General features: G+C 71.8%; 14 protein-coding genes. 11 read left to right on the forward strand and 3 right to left on the reverse strand.

Annotated elements, in window-relative coordinates; all coding sequences use genetic code 11:
• The first annotated feature begins 54 nt into the window (after positions 1-54).
• Positions 55-1,299, forward strand: coding sequence for a nitrate- and nitrite sensing domain-containing protein (locus AB0L95_RS25815; protein ID WP_365165001.1), 1,245 nt, complete (start codon positions 55-57; stop codon positions 1,297-1,299).
• Between the two features lie 31 nt (positions 1,300-1,330).
• Here AB0L95_RS25815 and AB0L95_RS25820 read toward each other — a convergent pair whose 3' ends face one another.
• On the reverse strand, positions 1,331-2,287 hold the full coding sequence (locus AB0L95_RS25820; RefSeq protein WP_365165003.1) for an ABC transporter substrate-binding protein: 957 nt from the start codon (positions 2,285-2,287) through the stop codon (positions 1,331-1,333).
• Positions 2,288-2,843: 556 nt separating this feature from the next.
• Between AB0L95_RS25820 and AB0L95_RS25825 the strand changes: the two genes are divergently transcribed.
• The 6 genes from AB0L95_RS25825 to AB0L95_RS25850 all read left to right on the forward strand — a co-directional run bounded on the left by AB0L95_RS25825 (position 2,844) and on the right by AB0L95_RS25850 (position 10,164).
• A complete protein-coding gene (locus tag AB0L95_RS25825; RefSeq protein WP_365165005.1) occupies positions 2,844-3,692 on the forward strand; it encodes an amino acid ABC transporter permease in 849 nt (282 codons plus the stop codon).
• Entirely contained in the window at positions 3,689-5,452 is a 1,764-nt protein-coding gene (locus AB0L95_RS25830; protein ID WP_365165007.1) for an FAD/NAD(P)-binding protein, read from the forward strand. The genes AB0L95_RS25825 and AB0L95_RS25830 overlap by 4 nt, the downstream gene beginning before the upstream one ends.
• 73 nt (positions 5,453-5,525) lie before the next feature.
• Positions 5,526-6,539, forward strand: coding sequence for an LLM class flavin-dependent oxidoreductase (locus AB0L95_RS25835; protein WP_365165009.1), 1,014 nt, complete (start codon positions 5,526-5,528; stop codon positions 6,537-6,539).
• Positions 6,540-6,664: 125 nt separating this feature from the next.
• A complete protein-coding gene (locus AB0L95_RS25840; RefSeq protein ID WP_365165011.1) occupies positions 6,665-7,447 on the forward strand; it encodes a DUF1684 domain-containing protein in 783 nt (260 codons plus the stop codon).
• Between the two features lie 269 nt (positions 7,448-7,716).
• On the forward strand, positions 7,717-8,622 hold the full coding sequence (locus AB0L95_RS25845; protein WP_365165013.1) for a S1 family peptidase: 906 nt from the start codon (positions 7,717-7,719) through the stop codon (positions 8,620-8,622).
• Positions 8,623-9,084: 462 nt separating this feature from the next.
• A complete protein-coding gene (locus tag AB0L95_RS25850) occupies positions 9,085-10,164 on the forward strand; it encodes a S1 family peptidase (RefSeq protein WP_365165015.1) in 1,080 nt (359 codons plus the stop codon).
• 133 nt (positions 10,165-10,297) lie between these two features.
• Here AB0L95_RS25850 and AB0L95_RS25855 read toward each other — a convergent pair whose 3' ends face one another.
• The gene (locus tag AB0L95_RS25855; RefSeq protein ID WP_365165017.1) at positions 10,298-12,679 is read right to left on the reverse strand and encodes an excinuclease ABC subunit UvrA; all 2,382 of its coding nucleotides are present in this window, start codon (positions 12,677-12,679) and stop codon (positions 10,298-10,300) included.
• A gap of 237 nt (positions 12,680-12,916) precedes the next feature.
• On the opposite strand from AB0L95_RS25855, the gene dnaE reads away from it, so the two are divergent.
• Entirely contained in the window at positions 12,917-16,435 is a 3,519-nt protein-coding gene (gene dnaE, locus AB0L95_RS25860; protein WP_365165019.1) for a DNA polymerase III subunit alpha, read from the forward strand.
• Positions 16,432-17,406, forward strand: coding sequence for a hypothetical protein (locus tag AB0L95_RS25865; RefSeq protein WP_365165021.1), 975 nt, complete (start codon positions 16,432-16,434; stop codon positions 17,404-17,406). Before dnaE ends, AB0L95_RS25865 begins: the two co-directional genes overlap by 4 nt.
• 2 nt (positions 17,407-17,408) lie before the next feature.
• Here the strand turns inward: AB0L95_RS25865 and AB0L95_RS25870 are convergent, their stop codons facing one another.
• A complete protein-coding gene (locus AB0L95_RS25870) occupies positions 17,409-17,783 on the reverse strand; it encodes a cupin domain-containing protein (protein WP_365165023.1) in 375 nt (124 codons plus the stop codon).
• A gap of 94 nt (positions 17,784-17,877) precedes the next feature.
• Here AB0L95_RS25870 and AB0L95_RS25875 point away from each other — a divergent pair, with 94 nt between their 5' ends.
• Both AB0L95_RS25875 and AB0L95_RS25880 read left to right on the forward strand, forming a co-directional pair.
• Positions 17,878-18,324, forward strand: coding sequence for a MarR family winged helix-turn-helix transcriptional regulator (locus AB0L95_RS25875; RefSeq protein WP_365165025.1), 447 nt, complete (start codon positions 17,878-17,880; stop codon positions 18,322-18,324).
• A gap of 191 nt (positions 18,325-18,515) precedes the next feature.
• Positions 18,516-19,388, forward strand: a complete 873-nt coding sequence (locus tag AB0L95_RS25880; protein WP_365165027.1) for an alpha/beta fold hydrolase — start codon at positions 18,516-18,518, stop codon at positions 19,386-19,388.
• The last annotated feature ends 205 nt before the right edge of the window (positions 19,389-19,593 follow it).

Genomic DNA, 19,593 nt, shown 5'->3' on the forward strand with positions numbered 1-19,593 from the left:
CCCTTTCCGGCTACCCCACGACCCGGCCTCCTCGATCCGGCCCCTACCCAAGGCATGTCCGTGCACGTCACCATCCGTGCCAGGCTGCTGAGGATCCTCGTCCTCGCCCTGGCCGTGCTGCTCGCCCTGCTGGGTGCGGCCGCCGCGGAGCAGTTCTCGGCGTACCGCAACGCGGCCGTCACCGCCGCGAACGCCCGGCTCTCCGGCACGCTCCAGGGGCTTGTCCACGCCCTGCAGAAGGAGCGCGGGCTGACCGTCGGACACCTCGGCGGTGTACGGCAGTTCCGCGACGGTCTCCCCGCCCGGCGCAGGGCCACGGACACCGCCCGCACCCGGCTGGAGGCGGCGCTCAGAGGCCGCGACGACGCGGTCGCCGCCGCCGTACGCGCCTCCCTGCGGCGGCTCGGCGCACTCGCCGCGATCCGACGGCACGCCGACGACGGCACCGCGACGCTCAACGAGACCTTCGACGGCTTCACGGCCGCCATCACCGTCCTCGACAGGCCCGGACTCGGCCTCGACGATGCGCGCGACGGCCGACTGCGCGCCGCCTGCCAGGCGCTGCGGACCCTCGGCAGCGCCAAGGAGTTCACCGGCGAGGAGCACGCCCTCCTGCTCGGCGCGGTGCCCGCCGGACGGTTCCGAGCCGATGACTACATCCGCTTCCTCCAGCTCCGCGCGGGCAGGCTCGCCGCCCTGGAGAGCTTCGGGCGCTCGGCCACCGCGGCCCAGCGAAGGCGGCTCGACGCGGCGCTCGGCACACCGGCCACCGCACGCGCGCTCGCCTACGAGGGCGCAGCGGTGCGCGGCGGCGGCCGGCTCGACGCGCGTGCCATCCCGCCCGTGACCTGGTGGGCGTCCATGACCTCCACCCTCAACGGCCTGCGCGCGGTACAGCTCTCGCTCGGCCGGGACGTCGAGGACCGCGCCGCCGAACTGGAGGGAACGGCCCGCCGCGATCTGCTGCTGTTCGCGCTGTTCGCCCTCGGGACGGTTGCCGCGCTCGGCCGGCTCGCCCTCGACTGCGTACGTTCCGTCTCCACACCGCTCGGCGCCCTTGCCGCGCAGGTGCGGGAGGTGTCCGGCGTCCGGCTGCCGCGGACGCTCGCCGCCGTGCGGCACGGCGGGCCGGGCCGGACGCCTCCGCCCGCGCCGCTCGTCGTGCCCGACCGGGCCGCACCGGAAGTGGTGCAGGTGGCCGAGGCGTTCGAACGGGTGCAGCGCCTCGCCTACGACCTCGCGGTCGAGCAGGCGGTGCTGCGCCGCGACGCCGCCGCCGACCCGGCCGCGCTGGCATGACACCCCGCGCCCCGCACGGCAGGCGCACGCGTCAACTCCTCAGCTCCGGCGGCGAGATGCGTGACTTCGGGATCGCCGAGCCCGTCGTTCCCCACTTCTTGAGGATCTTCTCGTACGTTCCGTCGGCGATCAGATGATTGACCGCGGCCTGGAAGGCGGGTGCCAGCTTCGTGCCCTTGGCGAAGGCGAAGCCGACGTCGAGACGGTGGTACTCGTTCAGGAACTTCAGGCCCGGCTGCTGGGCGACCGCGTACCGCAGTCCGTTGATCGTGGACATCACCACATCGCTGCGGCCCTGCTGCAACGAGGACCACAGGGCGCCCGACTCGCCGTAGGTCTGCACGGCGTACGCCTTCTTGCCCGCGTCGGTGCAGACGTGCCGGTTCTTCTCCAGCGTCGCCTCGAAGGTGGTGCCCGCGCCGGTCGCGACGGTGAGCCCGCACAGCTGCTTCAGATCGGTGACCTTCGTCAGTCCGCTGTCCTTGCGTGCGGCGAAGCCCTGGCCGTCGTTGATGTACGTGACGAAGTCGATCGTCCTGCGCCGCTCGTCGGTGACGCCGAAGTTGCCGACGCCGAAGTCGTACTTGCCGCTGCCGAGCGCTGGCAAAATCGCCTCGAAGCTCGCGGGCTCGGCCTTCAGCGTGAGCCCCAGCGCCTTGGCGACGGCGTTCGAGAAGTCGATGTCCTGCCCGACCAGGGTCGTGCCGTCGTCCAGGTAACTGGTGCCGGGCAACTGGCCGGACACGGCCACCCCGACGGTGAGGCGGTGCACGCCCGGGGGCAGCAGTCTGGCCGCGGCCGGGTCCGGCTCGACGGCGGAGACGACGTCCGTGGTCGGGACCCCGTCGTTCTTCCCCGCTGCCCGGACCTCGCTCCCGCCGGAGCCGCCCGTGCCGCCGGAGCCGCAGGCGGCGAGCGACAGGGCGGCGGAGACGACGAGGGCGAAGGGCGCGAGTAGTCGGTTACGGGTACGTGTGGACGTACGCATGGTGTGCGGTCTCCTGACGGCGGAAGCGATGGAACGCGAGAGGGCACGAGGACGACGAGCGAGGGCGCGTAAGGACGTACGAGAAAGCGCTACGACGTACGAGAAAGCGCGAGGACGTACGAAGTCGCGCGAGGACGTACGACGAAAACGCGGGAAACAAGGGGGAGTTCAAGGAGAGACGAGTGCGCCGAGAGGTGCAGAGGGGAGGGGAAACGCGTGTGAAGGCGTGTGAAAGGCGCAGGAAGAACGCGTGGCGCGCCCCGGATCAGGGCGTGCAGCGGGGTCGGCTCAACAGGAGGAGGACCACACGCGACCGAAGTCGATGTGGGAGCGGGTGACCAGCCGCTGCTGTGGACGCATGTACCAAGTGGAACAGGCATCCGTTTCCGCGTCAACCGACTTGAGACGCATGGCTCACAGTATGGACGGCCTTGACAGTGAGGGGAATCGCCCCCCTACTCTCGGAGCACGGCTCTGCTGAGGGGCTCGGCCGTACGGCACCGCCCCGTGTGAAGGCACCACCCGTGTTCGATCCGACGTATCACGGAGCCTTCACATGTCTTCCGACACCCTCGCCGAACCGGCCGCAGCCGCCGAAGAGGCCGCACTTGCGCACATCGTCCCGCGCCGCCGTCCGGGCCAGTGGGCCGCAGCCCTCGTCGTCCTCGTCCTGCTCGGACTCGCCGTCGTCTCCGTCGTCCGCAACCAGGCGTTCCAATGGGACGTCGTCGGCGACTACTTCACCTCGACCGCCGTGCTGCGCGGCCTCTGGCTCACCCTCTGGCTGACCGCCGTCGTCATGACGCTCGGCTTCGCGCTGGGCACCCTGCTCGCCGCCGCCCGGCTCTCCGCCAACCCCGTGCTGAGAGGTGTCAGCTGGGGATATGTCTGGCTGTTCCGCTCAGTGCCGATCCTGGTGCAGCTGCTGTTCTGGTTCAACATCGGCGCCTTGTACCCGCACATCCTGGGGGTGCGGACGGTGAACCTGTTCGCGCCGGTCACGGTCGCCGTCGTCGGGCTCACCCTGCACGAGGCCGCGTACGCCGCCGAGGTGGTGCGCGGTGGCATCCTCTCCGTGGACCGCGGCCAGTTCGAGGCCGCGCAGGCGCTCGGACTGAGCACGTTGCTGCGCTGGCGGCGGATCGTGCTGCCGCAGGCGATGCGGTCCATCGTGCCGGCCGCCGCCAACATGCTGATCGGCACGCTCAAGGGCACGTCCATCGTCAGCGTCATCGCCGTCCAGGACCTGCTCTACTCGGCGCAGCTCGTCTACCACCGCACCTACCAGGTGATCCCGCTCCTGATGGTGGCCACCCTCTGGTACGTGCTGGTCACCTCGGTGCTCAGCGTCGGCCAGCACTATGTGGAGAAGTACTACGCCCGCGGTGCGGAGCGTGCCCGATGAGCACCGCACGCCGTTCGCTGGTGATCGTGGGCGCCGGACCGCGGGGGACCGGCCTTCTGGAGCGGATCGCCGCCAACGCGCCCGAACTGTACTCCGGCGCGGAGCTGGACGTGCACCTGGTGGACCCGCATCCGCCCGGCGCCGGACGGATCTGGCGCGCCGCGCAGTCCCCCCTGCTGTGGATGAACTCGCACGCCGAGGACGTGACCATGTTCACCGACGAGACGGTGGCCATGGAGGGCCCGGTGCGCACGGGCCCGACCCTGCACGAGTGGGCGGGCATCGACGGACGTGTCTTCGCCGGCCGCCGACGTCAGGGCGCCTATCTGCGCTGGGTGTACGAGCAGGCGGTCGCGGCCCTGCCGCCGGGCATCCGCGTCCACCACCACCCCTGCCTCGCCGTCCGGGTCGACGGTCCCCGCGACGGCCGGCAGCGGGTCTGGCTCCAGGGGCGGACCGAGCCCCTCCGCGCCGATCTCGTCGTCCTCACGCTCGGCCACCTCGATGCCGAACTCGACGCCGAGCAGCGCACACTGGGCTCGTACGCCCGCACCCACGGACTGGTCCATCTGCCGCCCGACTTCACGGCCGACAGCGACCTGTCCGCGCTGAAGGCCGGCGAACCCGTTCTCGTCCGCGGCTTCGGACTCGCCTTCGTCGACCTCATGGTGCTGCTGACCGAGGGGCGCGGCGGCCGCTACGAGGGGGACGTCTACGTTCCGTCCGGACGGGAGCCGGTCCTGTACGTGGGGTCCCGGCGCGGTGTCCCGTACCACTCCAAGATCGGCTACGACTGGACGGGCGAACGGCCGCCGCTGCCCCGGTTCTTCGGGCCCGCCGAGGTCGACGCGCTGCTCGCACGCCCGGACGGCTTCGACTTCCGGCGGGACGTATGGCCGCTGATCGAGAAGGAGCTGGGCTTCGCCCACTACCACCGGCTGTTCGCCGCCCACCCCGAGCGCACTGCGGTCGCCTGGGCGGACTTCGAGGAGAAGTACGCCGTCGCCGATCCGGCGTCGCTGCCCGCGCTGGTGGCCGCCGCCGTTCCCGACCCGGCCGACCGGCTCGACCTCACCGCGCTCGACCGCCCGCTGGACGGGGTGCGGTATCCGACGCCCGCCGCGCTCCAGGACGGGCTGCGCACCCACATCGAGGCGGACCTGGCCCGGCGTCACGATCCCGCGCAGAGTGCCGACCTGGCCGTCTTCCTCGGACTGCTGTCGGTCTACGGGCATCTGGTGCGGCTTGGCGACATCGGGTCCTGGTGGCACGGCTTCTTCAGCTTTCTGGCGTCCGGGCCGCCCGGACCGCGGCTGCGGCTGATGCTCGCGCTGTCCCGTGCGGGTGTCCTCCGCTTCCTCGGTGCCGACATGACCGTCACCGCCGAGGACGGGGTCTTCCGGGCGACGAGCGCCAGTGTGCCCGGCTCGGCGGTCGAGGCCCGTGCCCTCGTCGAGGCGAGGCTGCCGCACCCCACGATCCGGCGCACCCGCGACCGGCTGCTGCGGGAGCTGTACGCGGACGGCGCCGTCGCCACCGACGAGGGGCTGCTCGCCGTGGACCCCGTGGACGGGCGCCTCCTGGACCGCTCCGGCCTGCCGCATCCGCGCCGTTTCGCGCTCGGCCCGCACACCGACGCCCGGGGCGCCGGCGCGTTCACCAGGCCCCGCACGGGCGGACCGGCGTTCCGGCAGAACGACGCCGCCGCGCGGGCCGCGCTGACCTTCCTGCGCGAGCTGTCCTGTCGCGCCGCGGCCTGACCAGGCCCTCCCCCCTCACGACTCCGAGGCGGTGCCCGTGTGCCGGGCCCGCCCCGAGAAAGGTTTCCCTCCGATGACCTCATCGCACGGCCGGGGGCTGCTGCACCTGGCCGCCGCCGTCGACCGGCGGTCGGCGCATGACGCCGACGCCCCGGTGGAGCTGACCCGGCTCGCGGAACGCGGCGCACTCGACTTCGTGACGCTCGGCGAGGGCTCCGCGGGGTCCGGTCCCCTCACGCTCGGCGAGGACGGCCCCGACGCGCTCGGCTCCGCGGGGACCGCCCGCGACGCCCTTGCCGTACTGGCCCGCGCCGCACCCGTCACCAGCCGTATCGGCCTGGTGCCGGCCGTGGCCGCCGCCCACACCGATCCGTTCCGCGTGCCGGCGGGCATCGCGGACCTCGACCGGGCCAGCCGTGGCCGGGCCGGCTGGCAGTGGCGGGCGGCGGGCGGATCCGACCTCCGGGCCGGGACCGCCCGGCACGGTCCTCCGTCCCGGCTCCGGGAGCGCCGCGCGGACGGCGCCTCGCAGAGGCACCCCGTCCGTGTCGTCGACGCCACCGACGCACACAGCCGCAGGACCGCCGGCCGCCCCGCCGACGTGGCGCTGGTCCGGGCGGGGAGCCTCGCACAGGCCGCCATCGCACGCACCGAAATCCGGGACGCGGCACGGGAGTCGGGCCGGGACGCCGGGAGCCTGCGCGTCCTGGCGGCGCTGATCGTCGACCTGGGCGACGGCGAGTACGCGGCCGAGCCGGGATGGGGAACCCCCCGGTTCGGTCACGACCGCGACCTCGGGGGAGCCGGGAACGGGTCCCGGCGGACCGGGGACGGGCCGCTGTACCGCGGGGGGCCCGTCGATCTGGCCGAGCTGATCGCTGCCTGGCACGAGACGGGCGCCGTCGACGGCTTCCACCTCACACCCGTCGAGCCGCGCCGTGACCTGGAGCGGCTCGTCAACGGCACGGTCGCGCTGCTCCAGCACCGCGGCCGGTTCCGGACCTTCTACCCGGGCAGCACGCTCCGGGAGCATCTGGGCCTCTCCCGGCCCACCACCCGGTACACCGTGACAGGGGGAGCGTCATGAGCCGGGCACGAGTCGGGCATCGCGTCGGCGCTTCCGGGGCCGTCGGCGCGGAGACGGACGGGTTCGTCCGGACGGACGCGACCGGCACCCCGGACCTACGGATCCGCTGTGGAAGGGTTGATCACATGACGACGGACGCATCCGACGAGTGGAAGCAGTGGCACGAGCACCGCACCGAGCAGGTGTCGGCGCCCTACGGGCCGCTCTCGCTGACCGGCACCTACTGGCTGGAGGACTATCCAGACGACCCGATTCCGGCCATCCCCGGGAGTTGGAGGGCCGACGAGGAGGGGGTGGTGCTGACGGCCGGAGCGGACGACGGCCTGACCGTCGACGGCGAGCCCTTCACCGGTGAGATCCGGCTCGGCGCCGATGCCGGCCCCGCCACCGGGTCCCGTGTCGCGGTGGGCCGGCGCCGCCTGGTCGTCCTCGTCCGCGAAGGCGTCTGGGGCCTGCGGGACCACGATCCCGACGCCCCCGCACGCCGGGCCTTCCCGGGCATCGACGCCACACCCCACGATCCGCGCTGGTCGGTCGAGGGGCACTTCACCCCGTACGGAGAGCACCGCACCGTACGCGTCGAGAACGCCGACGGGGAGTACCGCGGTCTCGCGCTCGGCGGCGTCCTAGCCTTCACCCTCGACGGACAGGACCTCACCCTGCAGGTCTCGGTGGAGGACGACGGCTCGCTGTGGGCCGTCTTCGCCGACACCACCAGCGGGAACAGCAGCTACCGCTTCCGGTTCCTGCGGCCGCCGGCGCCCGACACCGAGGGGCGTACGACGGTGGACTTCAACCGCTCTCTGCTGCCGCCGTGCGCCTTCGCCGACCACTTCCTCTGCCCCTTCCCGCCGCCGGGCAACACCCTGGGCATCGCGATCGAGGCGGGGGAGCGCACCCTGCTGTAGCGGAGCTCCGCTGACAGCCCGTCACCCTTCCTCCATTACCCTCCACAACCCTCCAGGATCTACGGGGGAATCGAAGGGGTTCCTGGGGCAGTTGAAGGCTGTACGGCCGAAAGGCGCCCTTGCGCCGATCGGCCACGCGGCCGAATACTCCCCCTCAGCGCTTGTCAGGAGCACGGCATATTCGGAATCCGGACGAGCCGGCTCCCGGCTGCGCCTCACGGGCCCCATCCCCCACGTGGGCCCCCGACTTCCCATGGAGGGAACGACAAGTGAGGATCAAGCGCACCAACCCCACCAGCGGTATCGCGAGACGGACCCGGCTGATCGCCGTGGCCGCCGGACTCGTGGCCGCTGCCGCGTTCACCGTCCCCAGCGCGAACGCGAGCGACGCACACACCTTCAGTGCGAACCAGCTCGGCAAGGCGAGCGACTCGGTGCTCAAGGCCGATGTCCCGGGCACCGCCTGGGCCGTCGACCCCACCACCAACCGCGTCGTCGTCACCGTCGACAGCTCGGTCTCCCAGGCCGAGATCGCGAAGATCAAGAAGGAGGCCGCCGGCAACGCCGGTGCCCTCACCGTCAAGCACACCCCGGGCCAGTTCAACAAGCTGATCTCCGGCGGCGACGCCATCTATGCGAGTAGCTGGCGCTGCTCGCTCGGCTTCAACGTCCAGGACTCCAGCGGGAACTACTACTTCCTGACCGCCGGGCACTGCACCGACGGCGCGGGCACCTGGTGGACGAGCACCTCCCACGCCACCACGCTCGGCACCACGGCTGGCTCCAGCTTCCCCGGCAACGACTACGGCATCGTGCGCTACACCAACAGCTCGGTGACCAAGTCGGGCGCCGTGGGCAGCGTGGACATCACCAGCGCCGCCACGCCCTCCGTCGGCACCACCGTCTACCGCCGCGGCTCCACGACCGGCATCCACAGCGGCCGCGTCACCGCCCTCAACGCGACGGTCAACTACGGCAACGGCGAGATCGTCAACGGCCTCATCCAGACCACGGTCTGTGCCGAGCCCGGTGACTCCGGCGGCCCGCTGTACTCCAACGGAGGTGTGGCCTACGGCCTCACCTCCGGCGGCAGCGGCGACTGCACCTCCGGCGGTACGACCTTCTTCCAGCCGGTGACCGAGGCCCTCAGCGCCTACGGGGTCCACGTCTACTGATCCCGTTCCACCGGTATTCCCGTACGACCCGATCCGCAGCCGGCAGCAGGGGAGCCCCCGCACCCAAGAGCCTCTTGGGAGCGGGGGCTCCCTTGTGTGTGCAATCGGTGCGGGAGCAACTCTCGTTCCTCTTCTCGACCTTGGAACCCGAGTCCGAACCGTCGGGATTGAGACAGGACTAGACCTCGTGGACCGCACAGGGATAACCCTCATATGGCATTTGCAGTGGGAATCCACACGGCAGGCACAAGGGAACGGTCAGTGGACGGGGGGCGCACGGCTGTTGGCGTGTGCGCGTCCTGAAGTCGACCTTGTGTGCTCCCTGTGAGCCTCGGGATAGTGGGCCGCACGGTGGGTACGGACGTGGCTTCTGTGCTACACCGCGTTCGTGCCCCAACGCCTTCCGGTCGCGGTGTGACCCCCACAGTCCCCCGCGGCCGACCCCCCACAGGAGGACGTGAGTTGAAGCATCGACGCATAACCCGGCGGCGGGCCGCCCTGGCCGGCGCGGGCGCCGCCGCGCTGATCGTCGCGGGCGTGACCTTCCAGAATGCGAACGCGAGCGAGACCTCGACGGCCGGGGCGCCCCACACGCTCTCGGTCGTGGCGGCCGGAAAGCTCGCCTCGACGCTCGGTGAGGACCTGGGCGCCGACGCGGCCGGAACGTATTACGACGCGAAGACCGAGCAACTCGTCGTCAACGTGCTGAACGAGACGGCCGCGAAGACCGCCCAGGCGGCCGGCGCCAGGGCGAGAGTCGTCCAGAACTCCCTGACCGAACTCGCGGGCGCCCGCACCACGCTCCAGAAGGACGCGACGCTCCCGGGCACCTCCTGGGCGACCGACCCCAGGACCAACAAGGTCGTCGTCACGGCCGACCGGACCGTGTCGAAGGCGGCGTGGGCGCGGCTCACCCACGTGGTCGACGGGCTGGGCGCAAAGGCCGAACTCCGGCGCTCGCAGGGCACGTTCAAGCCCTTCATCGCGGGCGGCGACGCCATCACCGGCTCGGGCGGGCGCTGCTCGCTCGGCTTCAACGTGGTCAAGGACGGCCAGCCGTACTTCCTGACCGCCGGACACTGCACCCAGGCGATCTCCAGCTGGTCGGACTCCAGCGGCAAGACGATCGGCCAGAACGCGCAGTCCAGCTTCCCGGGCAATGACTTCGGCCTGGTCAAGTACACCGCGGACGTCGACCACCCGAGCGCCGTCGACCTCTACAACGGCTCCACACAGGCGATCACCAAGGCGGCCGACGCGACCGTCGGCGAGAAGGTGAGCCGCAGCGGCTCGACGACCCAGGTCCACTCCGGCACGGTCACCGGTCTGGACGCCACCGTGAACTACTCGGAGGGCACGGTCAGCGGTCTGATCCAGACCGACGTCTGCGCCGAGCCCGGTGACAGCGGCGGCTCGCTCTTCGACGGCGACAGCGCGATCGGCCTGACCTCCGGCGGCAGCGGCGACTGCACCTCGGGCGGCCAGACCTTCTTCCAGCCCGTCACCGAGGCGCTCTCGGCGACGGGGGCCGGCATCGGCTGACCGGCCGGAGGCTCCCTTCCCACGACAGTCCCGCCCCGCGCGTTCGGGGGCGGGACTGTTCGGCATGGGCGGGCCATGCCGCGAGCGCCCCGTCAGGCGCCGCGACGGCCCCCGTCAGGCACCGACGGCCCGTTCAGGCACCGACGTAGGCCGCGAGGTGCTCGCCGGTGAGGGTGGAGCGGGCGGCGACGAGGTCGGCGGGGGTGCCCTCGAAGACGATCCGGCCGCCGTCGTGGCCGGCCCCGGGACCGAGGTCGATCAGCCAGTCGGCGTGCGCCATGACCGCCTGGTGATGCTCGACGACGATGACCGACTTGCCGGAGTCGACAAGCCGGTCGAGCAGGCCGAGCAACTGCTCGACATCGGCGAGGTGGAGACCGGCGGTCGGCTCGTCGAGGATGTAGACGCCGCCCTTCTCCGCCATGTGCGTGGCCAGTTTGAGCCGCTGCCGCTCGCCGCCGGACAGTGTGGTGAGCGGCTGGCCGATGCTGAGGTAGCCGAGCCCGACGTCGACGAGTCGTTCGAGGATGCGGTGTGCGGCCGGTGTGCGCGCCTCGCCGGCGCCGAAGAACTCCTCGGCCTCGGTCACCGACATCGCCAGCACCTCGCTGATGTCGCGGCCGCCGAGGTGGTAGTCGAGGACCGATGCCTCGAACCGCTTCCCCTCGCAGTCCTCACAGGTGGTGGCGACACCGGCCATCATCGCCAGATCGGTGTAGATGACGCCGGCGCCGTTGCAGGTGGGGCAGGCGCCCTCGGAGTTGGCGCTGAACAGCGCCGGCTTCACGCCGTTGACCTTGGCGAACGCCTTGCGGATCGGGTCGAGGAGCCCGGTGTAGGTCGCCGGGTTGCTCCGCCTGGAGCCCCGGATCGCGCTCTGGTCGACCGAGATCACGCCCGTGTCGGCGGGGACCGACCCATGGACCAGCGAGCTCTTGCCGGAACCGGCGACGCCGGTGATCACGGTCAGCACCCCGAGCGGGATGTCGACGTCGACGTCCCGCAGGTTGTGCGTTGTCGCGCCGCGGATCTCCAGCGTGCCGGTGGGCTTTCGCACCGACTCCTTGACGGAAGCCCGGTCGTCGAGATGGCGGCCGGTGATGGTGCCGCCGGCCCGCAGCCCCTCGACGGTGCCCTCGAAGCAGACGGTGCCGCCCGCCGTCCCCGCGCCGGGGCCGAGGTCGACAACATGGTCGGCGATCGCGATGACCTCCGGCTTGTGCTCCACGACGAGCACCGTGTTGCCCTTGTCCCGCAGCCGCAGCAGCAGGCCGTTCATCCGCTGGATGTCATGGGGGTGCAGGCCCGTGGTGGGCTCGTCGAAGACGTAGGTGACATCGGTGAGCGAGGAGCCGAGATGGCGGATCATCTTGGTGCGCTGCGCCTCGCCGCCCGACAGCGTGCCCGAGGGCCGGTCGAGCGCGAGGTAGCCGAGCCCGATCTCCGTGAACGAGTCGAGGGTGTGCTGCAGTTTGGCGAGCAGCGGCGCCACCGAGGGCTCGTCGAGACCGCGGACCCAGTCGGCCAGGTCGCTGATCTGCATCGCGCAGGCGTCGGCGATGCTGATCCCCTTGATCCTCGACGCCCGGGCGCCCTCGCTGAGTCGGGTCCCGTCGCACTCGGGGCAGGTGGTGAAGGTGACCGCCCGGTCCACGAACTCCCGGATGTGCGGCTGCATCGCCTCCCGGTCCTTGGAGAGCATCGACTTCTGGATGCGGGGGATCAGGCCCTCGTAGGTCATGTTGATCCCCGCGATCTTCATCCTGGTCGGCTCGCGGCGGAGGAAGTCGTGCAGTTCCTTCTTGGTGTAGTCGCGGATCGGCTTGTCCGGGTCGTAGAAGCCCGACTCGCTGTAGAGCCGGTAGTTCCAGCCGCCCGCCTTGTAGCCGGGGACGGTGATGGCGCCCTCGGCGAGCGACTTGGAGTCGTCGTAGAGCTGGGTGAGGTCGAGGTCGGAGACGGTGCCCCGGCCCTCGCAGCGCGGACACATGCCGCCGGTGCGGGTGAAGGTCGCCTTCTCGGTCTTGCGGTCACCGCGCTCGACGGTGATCGCGCCGCTCGCCCGGACCGAGGGGACGTTGAAGGCGTACGCGCTGGGCGGGCCGATGTGGGGCTCGCCGAGCCGGCTGAAGAGGATGCGCAGCATGGCGTTGGCGTCGGTGGCGGTGCCGACCGTGGAGCGGGGGTCGGCGCCCATCCGCTGCTGGTCGACGATGATCGCGGTGGTCAGCCCGTCGAGGACGTCGACCTCGGGCCGTGCCAGGGTCGGCATGAAGCCCTGGACGAAGGCGCTGTAGGTCTCGTTGATCAGCCGCTGCGACTCCGCGGCGATCGTGTCGAAGACCAGTGAGCTCTTGCCCGAGCCGGAGACGCCGGTGAACACCGTCAGCCGGCGCTTCGGGATCTCGATGCTGACGTCCTTGAGGTTGTTCTCGCGTGCGCCGTGCACGCGGATCAGGTCGTGGCTGTCGGCGACGTGCGGCGCGGGCGACTGCGAGTCCGTCCTCTTGGCCATGTCTGTCGTGTCTCCCTCTGTCTGTCTCGTGGGGCCGTCTGACCCTTCCGCCGCCCCTGCCGGTCCGGACAGGGCCGAAGCCTAGCCGCCGGACCCGGATCCGCCGTTGGTGCAGGTGAGGCAGGGGGATGCGGATGTAGCACGCCAGTTCGAAAATTGGTCTATGGTGGGGGCGGGGGAGATGGGAACTTATGTTCGAGAGCCGCCTTGTGGGGCTCACGGCTACGGGAGGTGCGGATGCCGGGCTTCACGCATCTGCACACCGTCTCCGGGTTCTCCCTGCGCTACGGCGCATCGCACCCGGAGCGGCTGGCCGAGCGCGCCGGTGAGCTGGGCATGGACGCCCTTGCGCTCACCGACCGGGACACCCTCGCGGGCACGGTCCGGTTCGCCCGGGCCTGCGCGGCGGCGGGCGTACGGCCGCTGTTCGGGGCGGAGCTGGCGGTGACTGCGCCCGAGCCCGTACGACGGGCCGGGCTCTCCCCTGATCATGGGGGCCCCTCCGATCCGGCCGGGGCGAGAGCATGGGAGAGGCGCCGTGCCCCCGTGCGCGGGGGTGCCTTCATCGACGAGTCGACACCCCGCGCCGTCTTCCTCGCCCGGGACGGCGCCCGCGGCTGGGCCGATCTGTGCCGGCTGGTCAGCGCCGCCCACTCCTCATCCGAGGGCACCCCGCTGCTGTCCTGGGCCGACAACCACGCCGACGGGCTGACCGTGCTGCTCGGACCCGAGTCCGATGTGGGCCGGGCCCTCGCCGCAGGGCGTCCGGACCGCGCGGCCAGGCTCCTCGCGCCCTGGCGGGAGGTCTACGGCGACGCCCTGCGCCTGGCGGCCGTCTGGCACGGCCGCGGCGGCCCCGGCCCCGGCTCCCTGCGTCTGGCCGCCCGCACCGTCGGTTTCGCCGCCGAGCAGGGGATACGCCCCGTGCTCAGCAACGCCGTCCGGTACGCCGACCCCGGCCTCGGCCCGGTCGCCGACGTCCTGGACGCCGCCCGTCGGCTCGTTCCCATCGACCCCACCAAGGAACTGGACTCCGGGGAGGCCTGGCTCAAGGATGCGCGGTCCATGCTGACGGTGGCCGAGCGGGTCGTCGAGGCCGCCGGGTACCGCCGCGACACCGCCCACCGCCTGCTGGAGCAGACCCGGATGACGGCCGCCGAGTGCCTGGTGGACCCCGAGGACGACCTCGGTGTCGGCACGGTCCACTTCCCCGAGCCGCACCTCGTCGGCGCCGGCCACCGCACGGCCCAGCGCGCGCTCGCCTCCCGGGCGGCGGCGGGCATGGTGCTGCGCGGCTACGACACCCGGCGCGCCTACTGGGAGCGGATGCACGACGAACTGGACGTCATCGCCCACCACGGCTTCGCGTCCTACTTCCTCACCGTCGCCCAGGTCGTGGACGACGTTCGGAAGATGGGCGTCCGGGTCGCCGCGCGCGGCTCCGGCGCGGGCTCCCTCGTCAACCATCTGCTCGGCATCGCACACGCCGACCCGGTCGAGCACGGACTGCTGATGGAGCGCTTCCTGTCCAAGCGCCGCACGGCCCTGCCCGACATCGACATCGACGTGGAGTCCGCCCGCCGGCTGGAGGTCTACCGCGCGATCATCGACCGGTTCGGCACCGAGCGGGTCGCGACGGTGGCGATGCCGGAGACGTACCGCGTCCGCCACGCGATCCGTGACGTGGGCGCGGCCCTGTCCATGGATCCGGCCGACATCGACCGCATCGCCAAGTCCTTCCCGCACATCCGGGCCCGCGACGCCCGCGCGGCGCTGGAGGAACTGCCCGAGCTCAGGCGGCTGGCGGGGGAGGTGCGGCAGGAGGGGGAGAGGTTCGGCCGACTGTGGGAGCTGGTCGAGGCCCTGGACGCCCTGCCGCGCGGAGTCGCCATGCACCCGTGCGGGGTCCTGCTCTCCGACGCCTCCCTCCTGTCCCGTACGCCGGTCATGCCGACCAGCGGCGAGGGCTTCCCCATGTCCCAGTTCGACAAGGACGACGTCGAGGAACTGGGGCTGCTCAAGCTCGATGTGCTCGGGGTGCGGATGCAGTCCGCCATGGCGCACGCGGTCGCGGAGGTGGAACGGGCCTCGGGGGAGCGGATCGACCTGGACGCCCTGGCGCCGGGCGATCCGGCGACGTACCGGCTCATCCGCTCCACCGAGACCCTGGGCTGCTTCCAGATCGAGTCGCCGGGCCAGCGGGACCTGGTCGGGCGGTTGCAGCCGGCCACGTTCCACGACCTGGTCGTCGACATCTCGCTGTTCCGGCCCGGTCCGGTCGCGGCCGACATGGTGCGGCCGTTCATCGAGGCGCGCCACGGACGGGCGCCCGTCCGCTATCCGCACCTCGACCTGGAGGAGCCGCTGAAGGAGACGTACGGCGTCGTCGTCTTCCACGAGCAGGTCATCCACATCCTCGACATCATGACCGGCTGCGGGCGCGACGAGGCGGACCGGGTGCGGCGCGGGCTGTCCGACGCGGAGTCGCAGGGGCGGATCCGGGTCTGGTTCGCCCAGCAGGCGGCGGCGAACGGATACGACGCGGAATCGATCCAGCGCACCTGGGAGATCGTCGAGGCGTTCGGCTCGTACGGCTTCTGCAAGGCGCACGCGGTCGCCTTCGCCGTACCGACGTATCAGTCGGCGTGGCTGAAGGCCCATCACCCGGCGGCCTTCTATACGGGTCTGCTCACCCACGACCCCGGGATGTACCCGAAGCGGCTGCTGCTGGCGGACGCGCGGCGGCGCGGGGTGCCGATCCTGCCGCTGGACGTGAACAGGTCGGGAGCCGCCCACCGTATCGAACTGGTGACCGAGGAGAGGGGTTCCGTCGGGCGGTGGGGGCTCCGGCTCGCCCTCCGCGACGTGCACGGCATCAGCGAGGCCGAGGCACGGCGGATCGAGACCGGGCAGCCGTACTCCTCCCTGCTCGATTTCTGGGAGCGCGCCCGGCCGAGCCGTCCCGTCGCCCAGCGGCTCGCCCAGGTCGGCGGGCTGGACGCGTTCGGTGCCAACCGCCGTGATCTGCAACTGCACCTGACCGAACTGCACCGGGGCGCCCGGGGCGCGGGCGGCGGCCAACTCCCCCTGGCGGGCGGGCGGAGGACGGCCTCCGCCGGGCTGCCCGACCTCTCCCCGGAGGAACGGCTCAGCGCCGAGCTGGGCGTGCTCTCGATGGACGCCTCGCGCAATCTGATGGACGACCACCGCGCCTTCCTCGACGAGCTGGGCGTGGTGTCGGCCCGTCGGCTGCGCACGGCACGGCACGGTGAGACGGTGCTGGTCGCGGGTGCCAAGGCGGCCACCCAGACCCCGCCGATCCGCTCCGGCAAGCGGGTCATCTTCAGCACGCTCGACGACGGCACGGGCCTGGTCGACCTCGCCTTCTTCGACGACTCCCACGACGCCTGCGCCCACACCGTCTTCCACTCCTGGCTGCTGCTGGTGCGCGGAGTGGTGCAGCGACGGGGACCGCGCAGCCTCAGCGTGGTGGGCTCCGCCGCCTGGAACCTCGCCGAACTGGCCGAGCTGCGTGCCGAGGGCGGCCTCGACGTGGTGGCGGCGCGGCTGGCGGAGCCCGCGCCGCGGCAGCCGGACGGTGACGGCGACGGCGACGGCGGCGATGCGGCGAAGGGCCGCCGCATCCGGATGTCCACGGGGTACGAGATGAACCCCTGGGCCGATCTGCGTCCCGCGGGCGAAGGCCCGGCGGGTGGAAAGAAGTTGTGGCACCAGAGTCCGGGGAGTGCGGGATGACCATCCTCTGCGTACGTTTCCAGCTGCCTCCGATGTACGAGGCGGCCCTGCCGGGGCTGCTCGGACTCCTGGAGGAGTTCACCCCCGTCGTCGAGGCGCTGCCGCCCGACGGGGCGTTCGCCGATCTGCGGGGCGCCGAGCGGTACTTCGGGCGGGACGCCGCCGAACTGGCCGCGCTGATCCGTGTACGGGCCCTCGCCCACCACGGGGTGGACTGCGCGATCGGGGCCGGGCCCGGACCCATGCTCGCCCGTATGGCCCTGCGGGAGGCGGCGCCCGGCGCGGTCCGCGTGGTGCCCGAAGCGCCCGGCGCCGTCCGACAGTTCCTCGACGGACTGCCGGTCAGGGCACTGCCCGGGGTCGGCGGCGTCACCGCCCGCACCCTGTGCGAGTACGGGCTCGACACCGTCGGCAAGGTCGCCGCCGCGCCCCTGTCGACGGTGCAGCGGCTGGTCGGGGCCCGGGCGGGCCGTGAACTGCACGAGAGGGCGAACGGCGTCGACCGTGGCCGGGTCGTACCGAACGCCGTCTCCGCCTCCCTGGCCGCCGAACGCCCCTTCGTCCGCGACGAGCTGGACCCGAGCCGGCACCGCCGCGCCCTGCTGTCGGCCGCCGAGGAGCTCGGCTTCCGGCTGCGCAACCTGGAGCGGGTGTCCCGCACCCTCACCCTCACCGTGCGCTACGCCGACCGTTCCTCGACGACCCGCAGCCGCACCCTCGCCGAGCCGACCGCGCACTCGGCGGCGCTCACCGCGGAGGCGTACCGCATGTACGAGGCGCTCGGGCTGCAGCGTGCCCGGGTCCGCGCGATCGCCCTGCGCGCGGAGGGGCTGGGCCCCGCCGAACAGGCGCCCCACCAGCTGACCTTCGACCCCGTGGACGAGAAGGTCCGCCGCCTGGAGGAGGTCGCGGACCGCGCGCGAGCCAAGTTCGGCCCCCGCGCGGTGATACCGGGGACGCTGGCCGCGTAGCGTCAGCCGGCCCAGGGGGGAGCGATGCGCGTGCCGTCGGTCAGCTCGGCCTCCAGCCCGACGGAGGTGGTGACCCAGAAGACGGCGACCTCGTCCGTGGGGTTCCGCACGCCGAGGGCGGTGCCGGAGTTGACGATCACCGTGTCCCCCGCGGTGATCCGCTCGGCGCGGCCGTCGAGTGTGATCAGCAGCTCGCCGCCGAGCAGATGGAGGATCTCCTCCCGGGTGACGGTGTGGACGGGCGCCTCGGTGGCCGCGGGGACCTCTGTGCGCCAGGCGCACAGCTCCTTGCTGCCGGTCCCCGGGGAGGCGTACGAGACGAAACGGGCGCCGTGCATCTCATGGGTGACGGCTTCGGACGAGCGGACGACAGGCATGGGTGTCTCCTCGGTTCAAGATGGTCAAGTTGCTTGACTACATGGAATATGGTCAAGCTGGTTGACCATCTCGTCAAGGTGTTTCAATGCCTTCGTGCAGAAGCCCGAGGCCCTGACCCTCTCCGCCGCCCTGCTCTCCGTCGCGGGAGAGCTGACGCAGCGCATCCATGACGGTGTGGTCGCGCGCGGTTTCGAGGGGCTGCGGCCCGCGCACGGGTTCGCGTTCGCCAGGCTCTCCCGGGGTGGCGCGACCGTGACCGAGCTCGCCGTCCATCTCGGGGTGACCAAGCAGGCGGCGAGTCAGCTCGTCGACGAGATCGTGCGCAAGGGCTACGCCGAACGGCGGCCGCATCCCGAGGACGCGCGCGCCCGGCTGATCGTGCTGACCGGGCGGGGGTGGGCCTGTACCCGGGCCGCCGAAGAGGCCGCGGCGGAGGCCGTGCGGCCGTGGGTGGAGCTGCTCGGTGAGGGCGAAATTCGTCTGCTCCAGAGTCAATTGCTCCGTATCGCGCCCTCCGGGCCCGTCAAACCCGTCTGGTGATGAGTCCTCACATCTGTTCGAGGCATTACCAGGAATCACGGGAGTCGTCCTTCGATGCTGAAATTTTTTACTGACGCGTAACTTCACACGTCCACTACTCGTCCGTAACTTGACGAGTGAACAGCATCCCGTGATCCGGATCACAGGGCTAAGGCCGTCGCACCTCCCTTGAGCCGCAAGGAGACCACCCGATGCTGCCCTGGAAACGAGCGCTCAGACCGCTGGCCGCGCTGCTGCTGGCCACCGCGGTCACCGTCGTTCCCGCCGCCACCGCCACCGCTACCGCCGACGCAGCCGCCGCGCCGAGCAGCGGCTGGAACGACTACTCCTGCAAGCCCTCCGCCGCCCACCCCCGCCCCGTCGTCCTCGTCCACGGGACCTTCGCGAACTCCATCGACAACTGGCTGGCCCTCGCGCCCTATCTGGAGCACCGCGGCTACTGCGTCTTCTCCCTCGACTACGGCCAGCTGCCCGGCGTCCCCCTCTTCTACGGACTCGGGTCCATCGCCTCGTCCGCCGGCCAGCTCCAGACCTTCGTCGACAAGGTGCTCGCCGCGACCGGCGCCGCCCAGGCCGACCTCGTCGGGCACTCGCAGGGCGGCATGATGCCCCGCTACTACCTCAAGTTCCTCGGCGGAGCCGCCAAGGTGAACGCCCTCGTCGGCATCGCGCCCGACAATCACGGCACCACCCTGGACGGGCTCACCAACCTGCTGCCCTACTTCCCCGGCGCCGAGGACCTGCTCTCCCAGTCCACGCCCGGGCTCGCCGACCAGATCGCCGGCTCCGCGTTCCTGACCAAGCTCAACGCGGGCGGAGACACCGTGCCCGGCGTCCACTACACGGTGATCGCCTCCAAGTACGACGAGGTGGTCACCCCGTACAGCTCCCAGTTCCTGAGCGGATCCGGCGTCCACAACGTCCTGCTGCAGGACCTGTGCGGCCTCGACCTCTCCGAGCACGTGCTGATCGGGCTGACCGACCGGATCGCCTTCCACGAGGTGGCGAACGCCCTCGACCCGGCGCACGCCACCCCCACCACCTGCGCCTCGGCGCTCAGCTGACCCCCGACCACCACCACGCGACGTCCGTAGCCGTCCCCAGCCGCTGCGGCCGTCCCCGGGGCCTGTCCGACCTGAGCCGCCGGACAGGCCCCGTAACCATGGGTCCGGGGCCGGGTGACCCGTGGGGGGCGATCAGCAAACTAGCCCCAAGAATCCGCGAAATCGCCTGCCTGAGACGGGCGGAGGAGATCCTTATGGTCGCGTT

The organism is Streptomyces sp. NPDC052036 (assembly GCF_040680495.1).
Classification (GTDB): Bacteria; Actinomycetota; Actinomycetes; order Streptomycetales; family Streptomycetaceae; genus Streptomyces.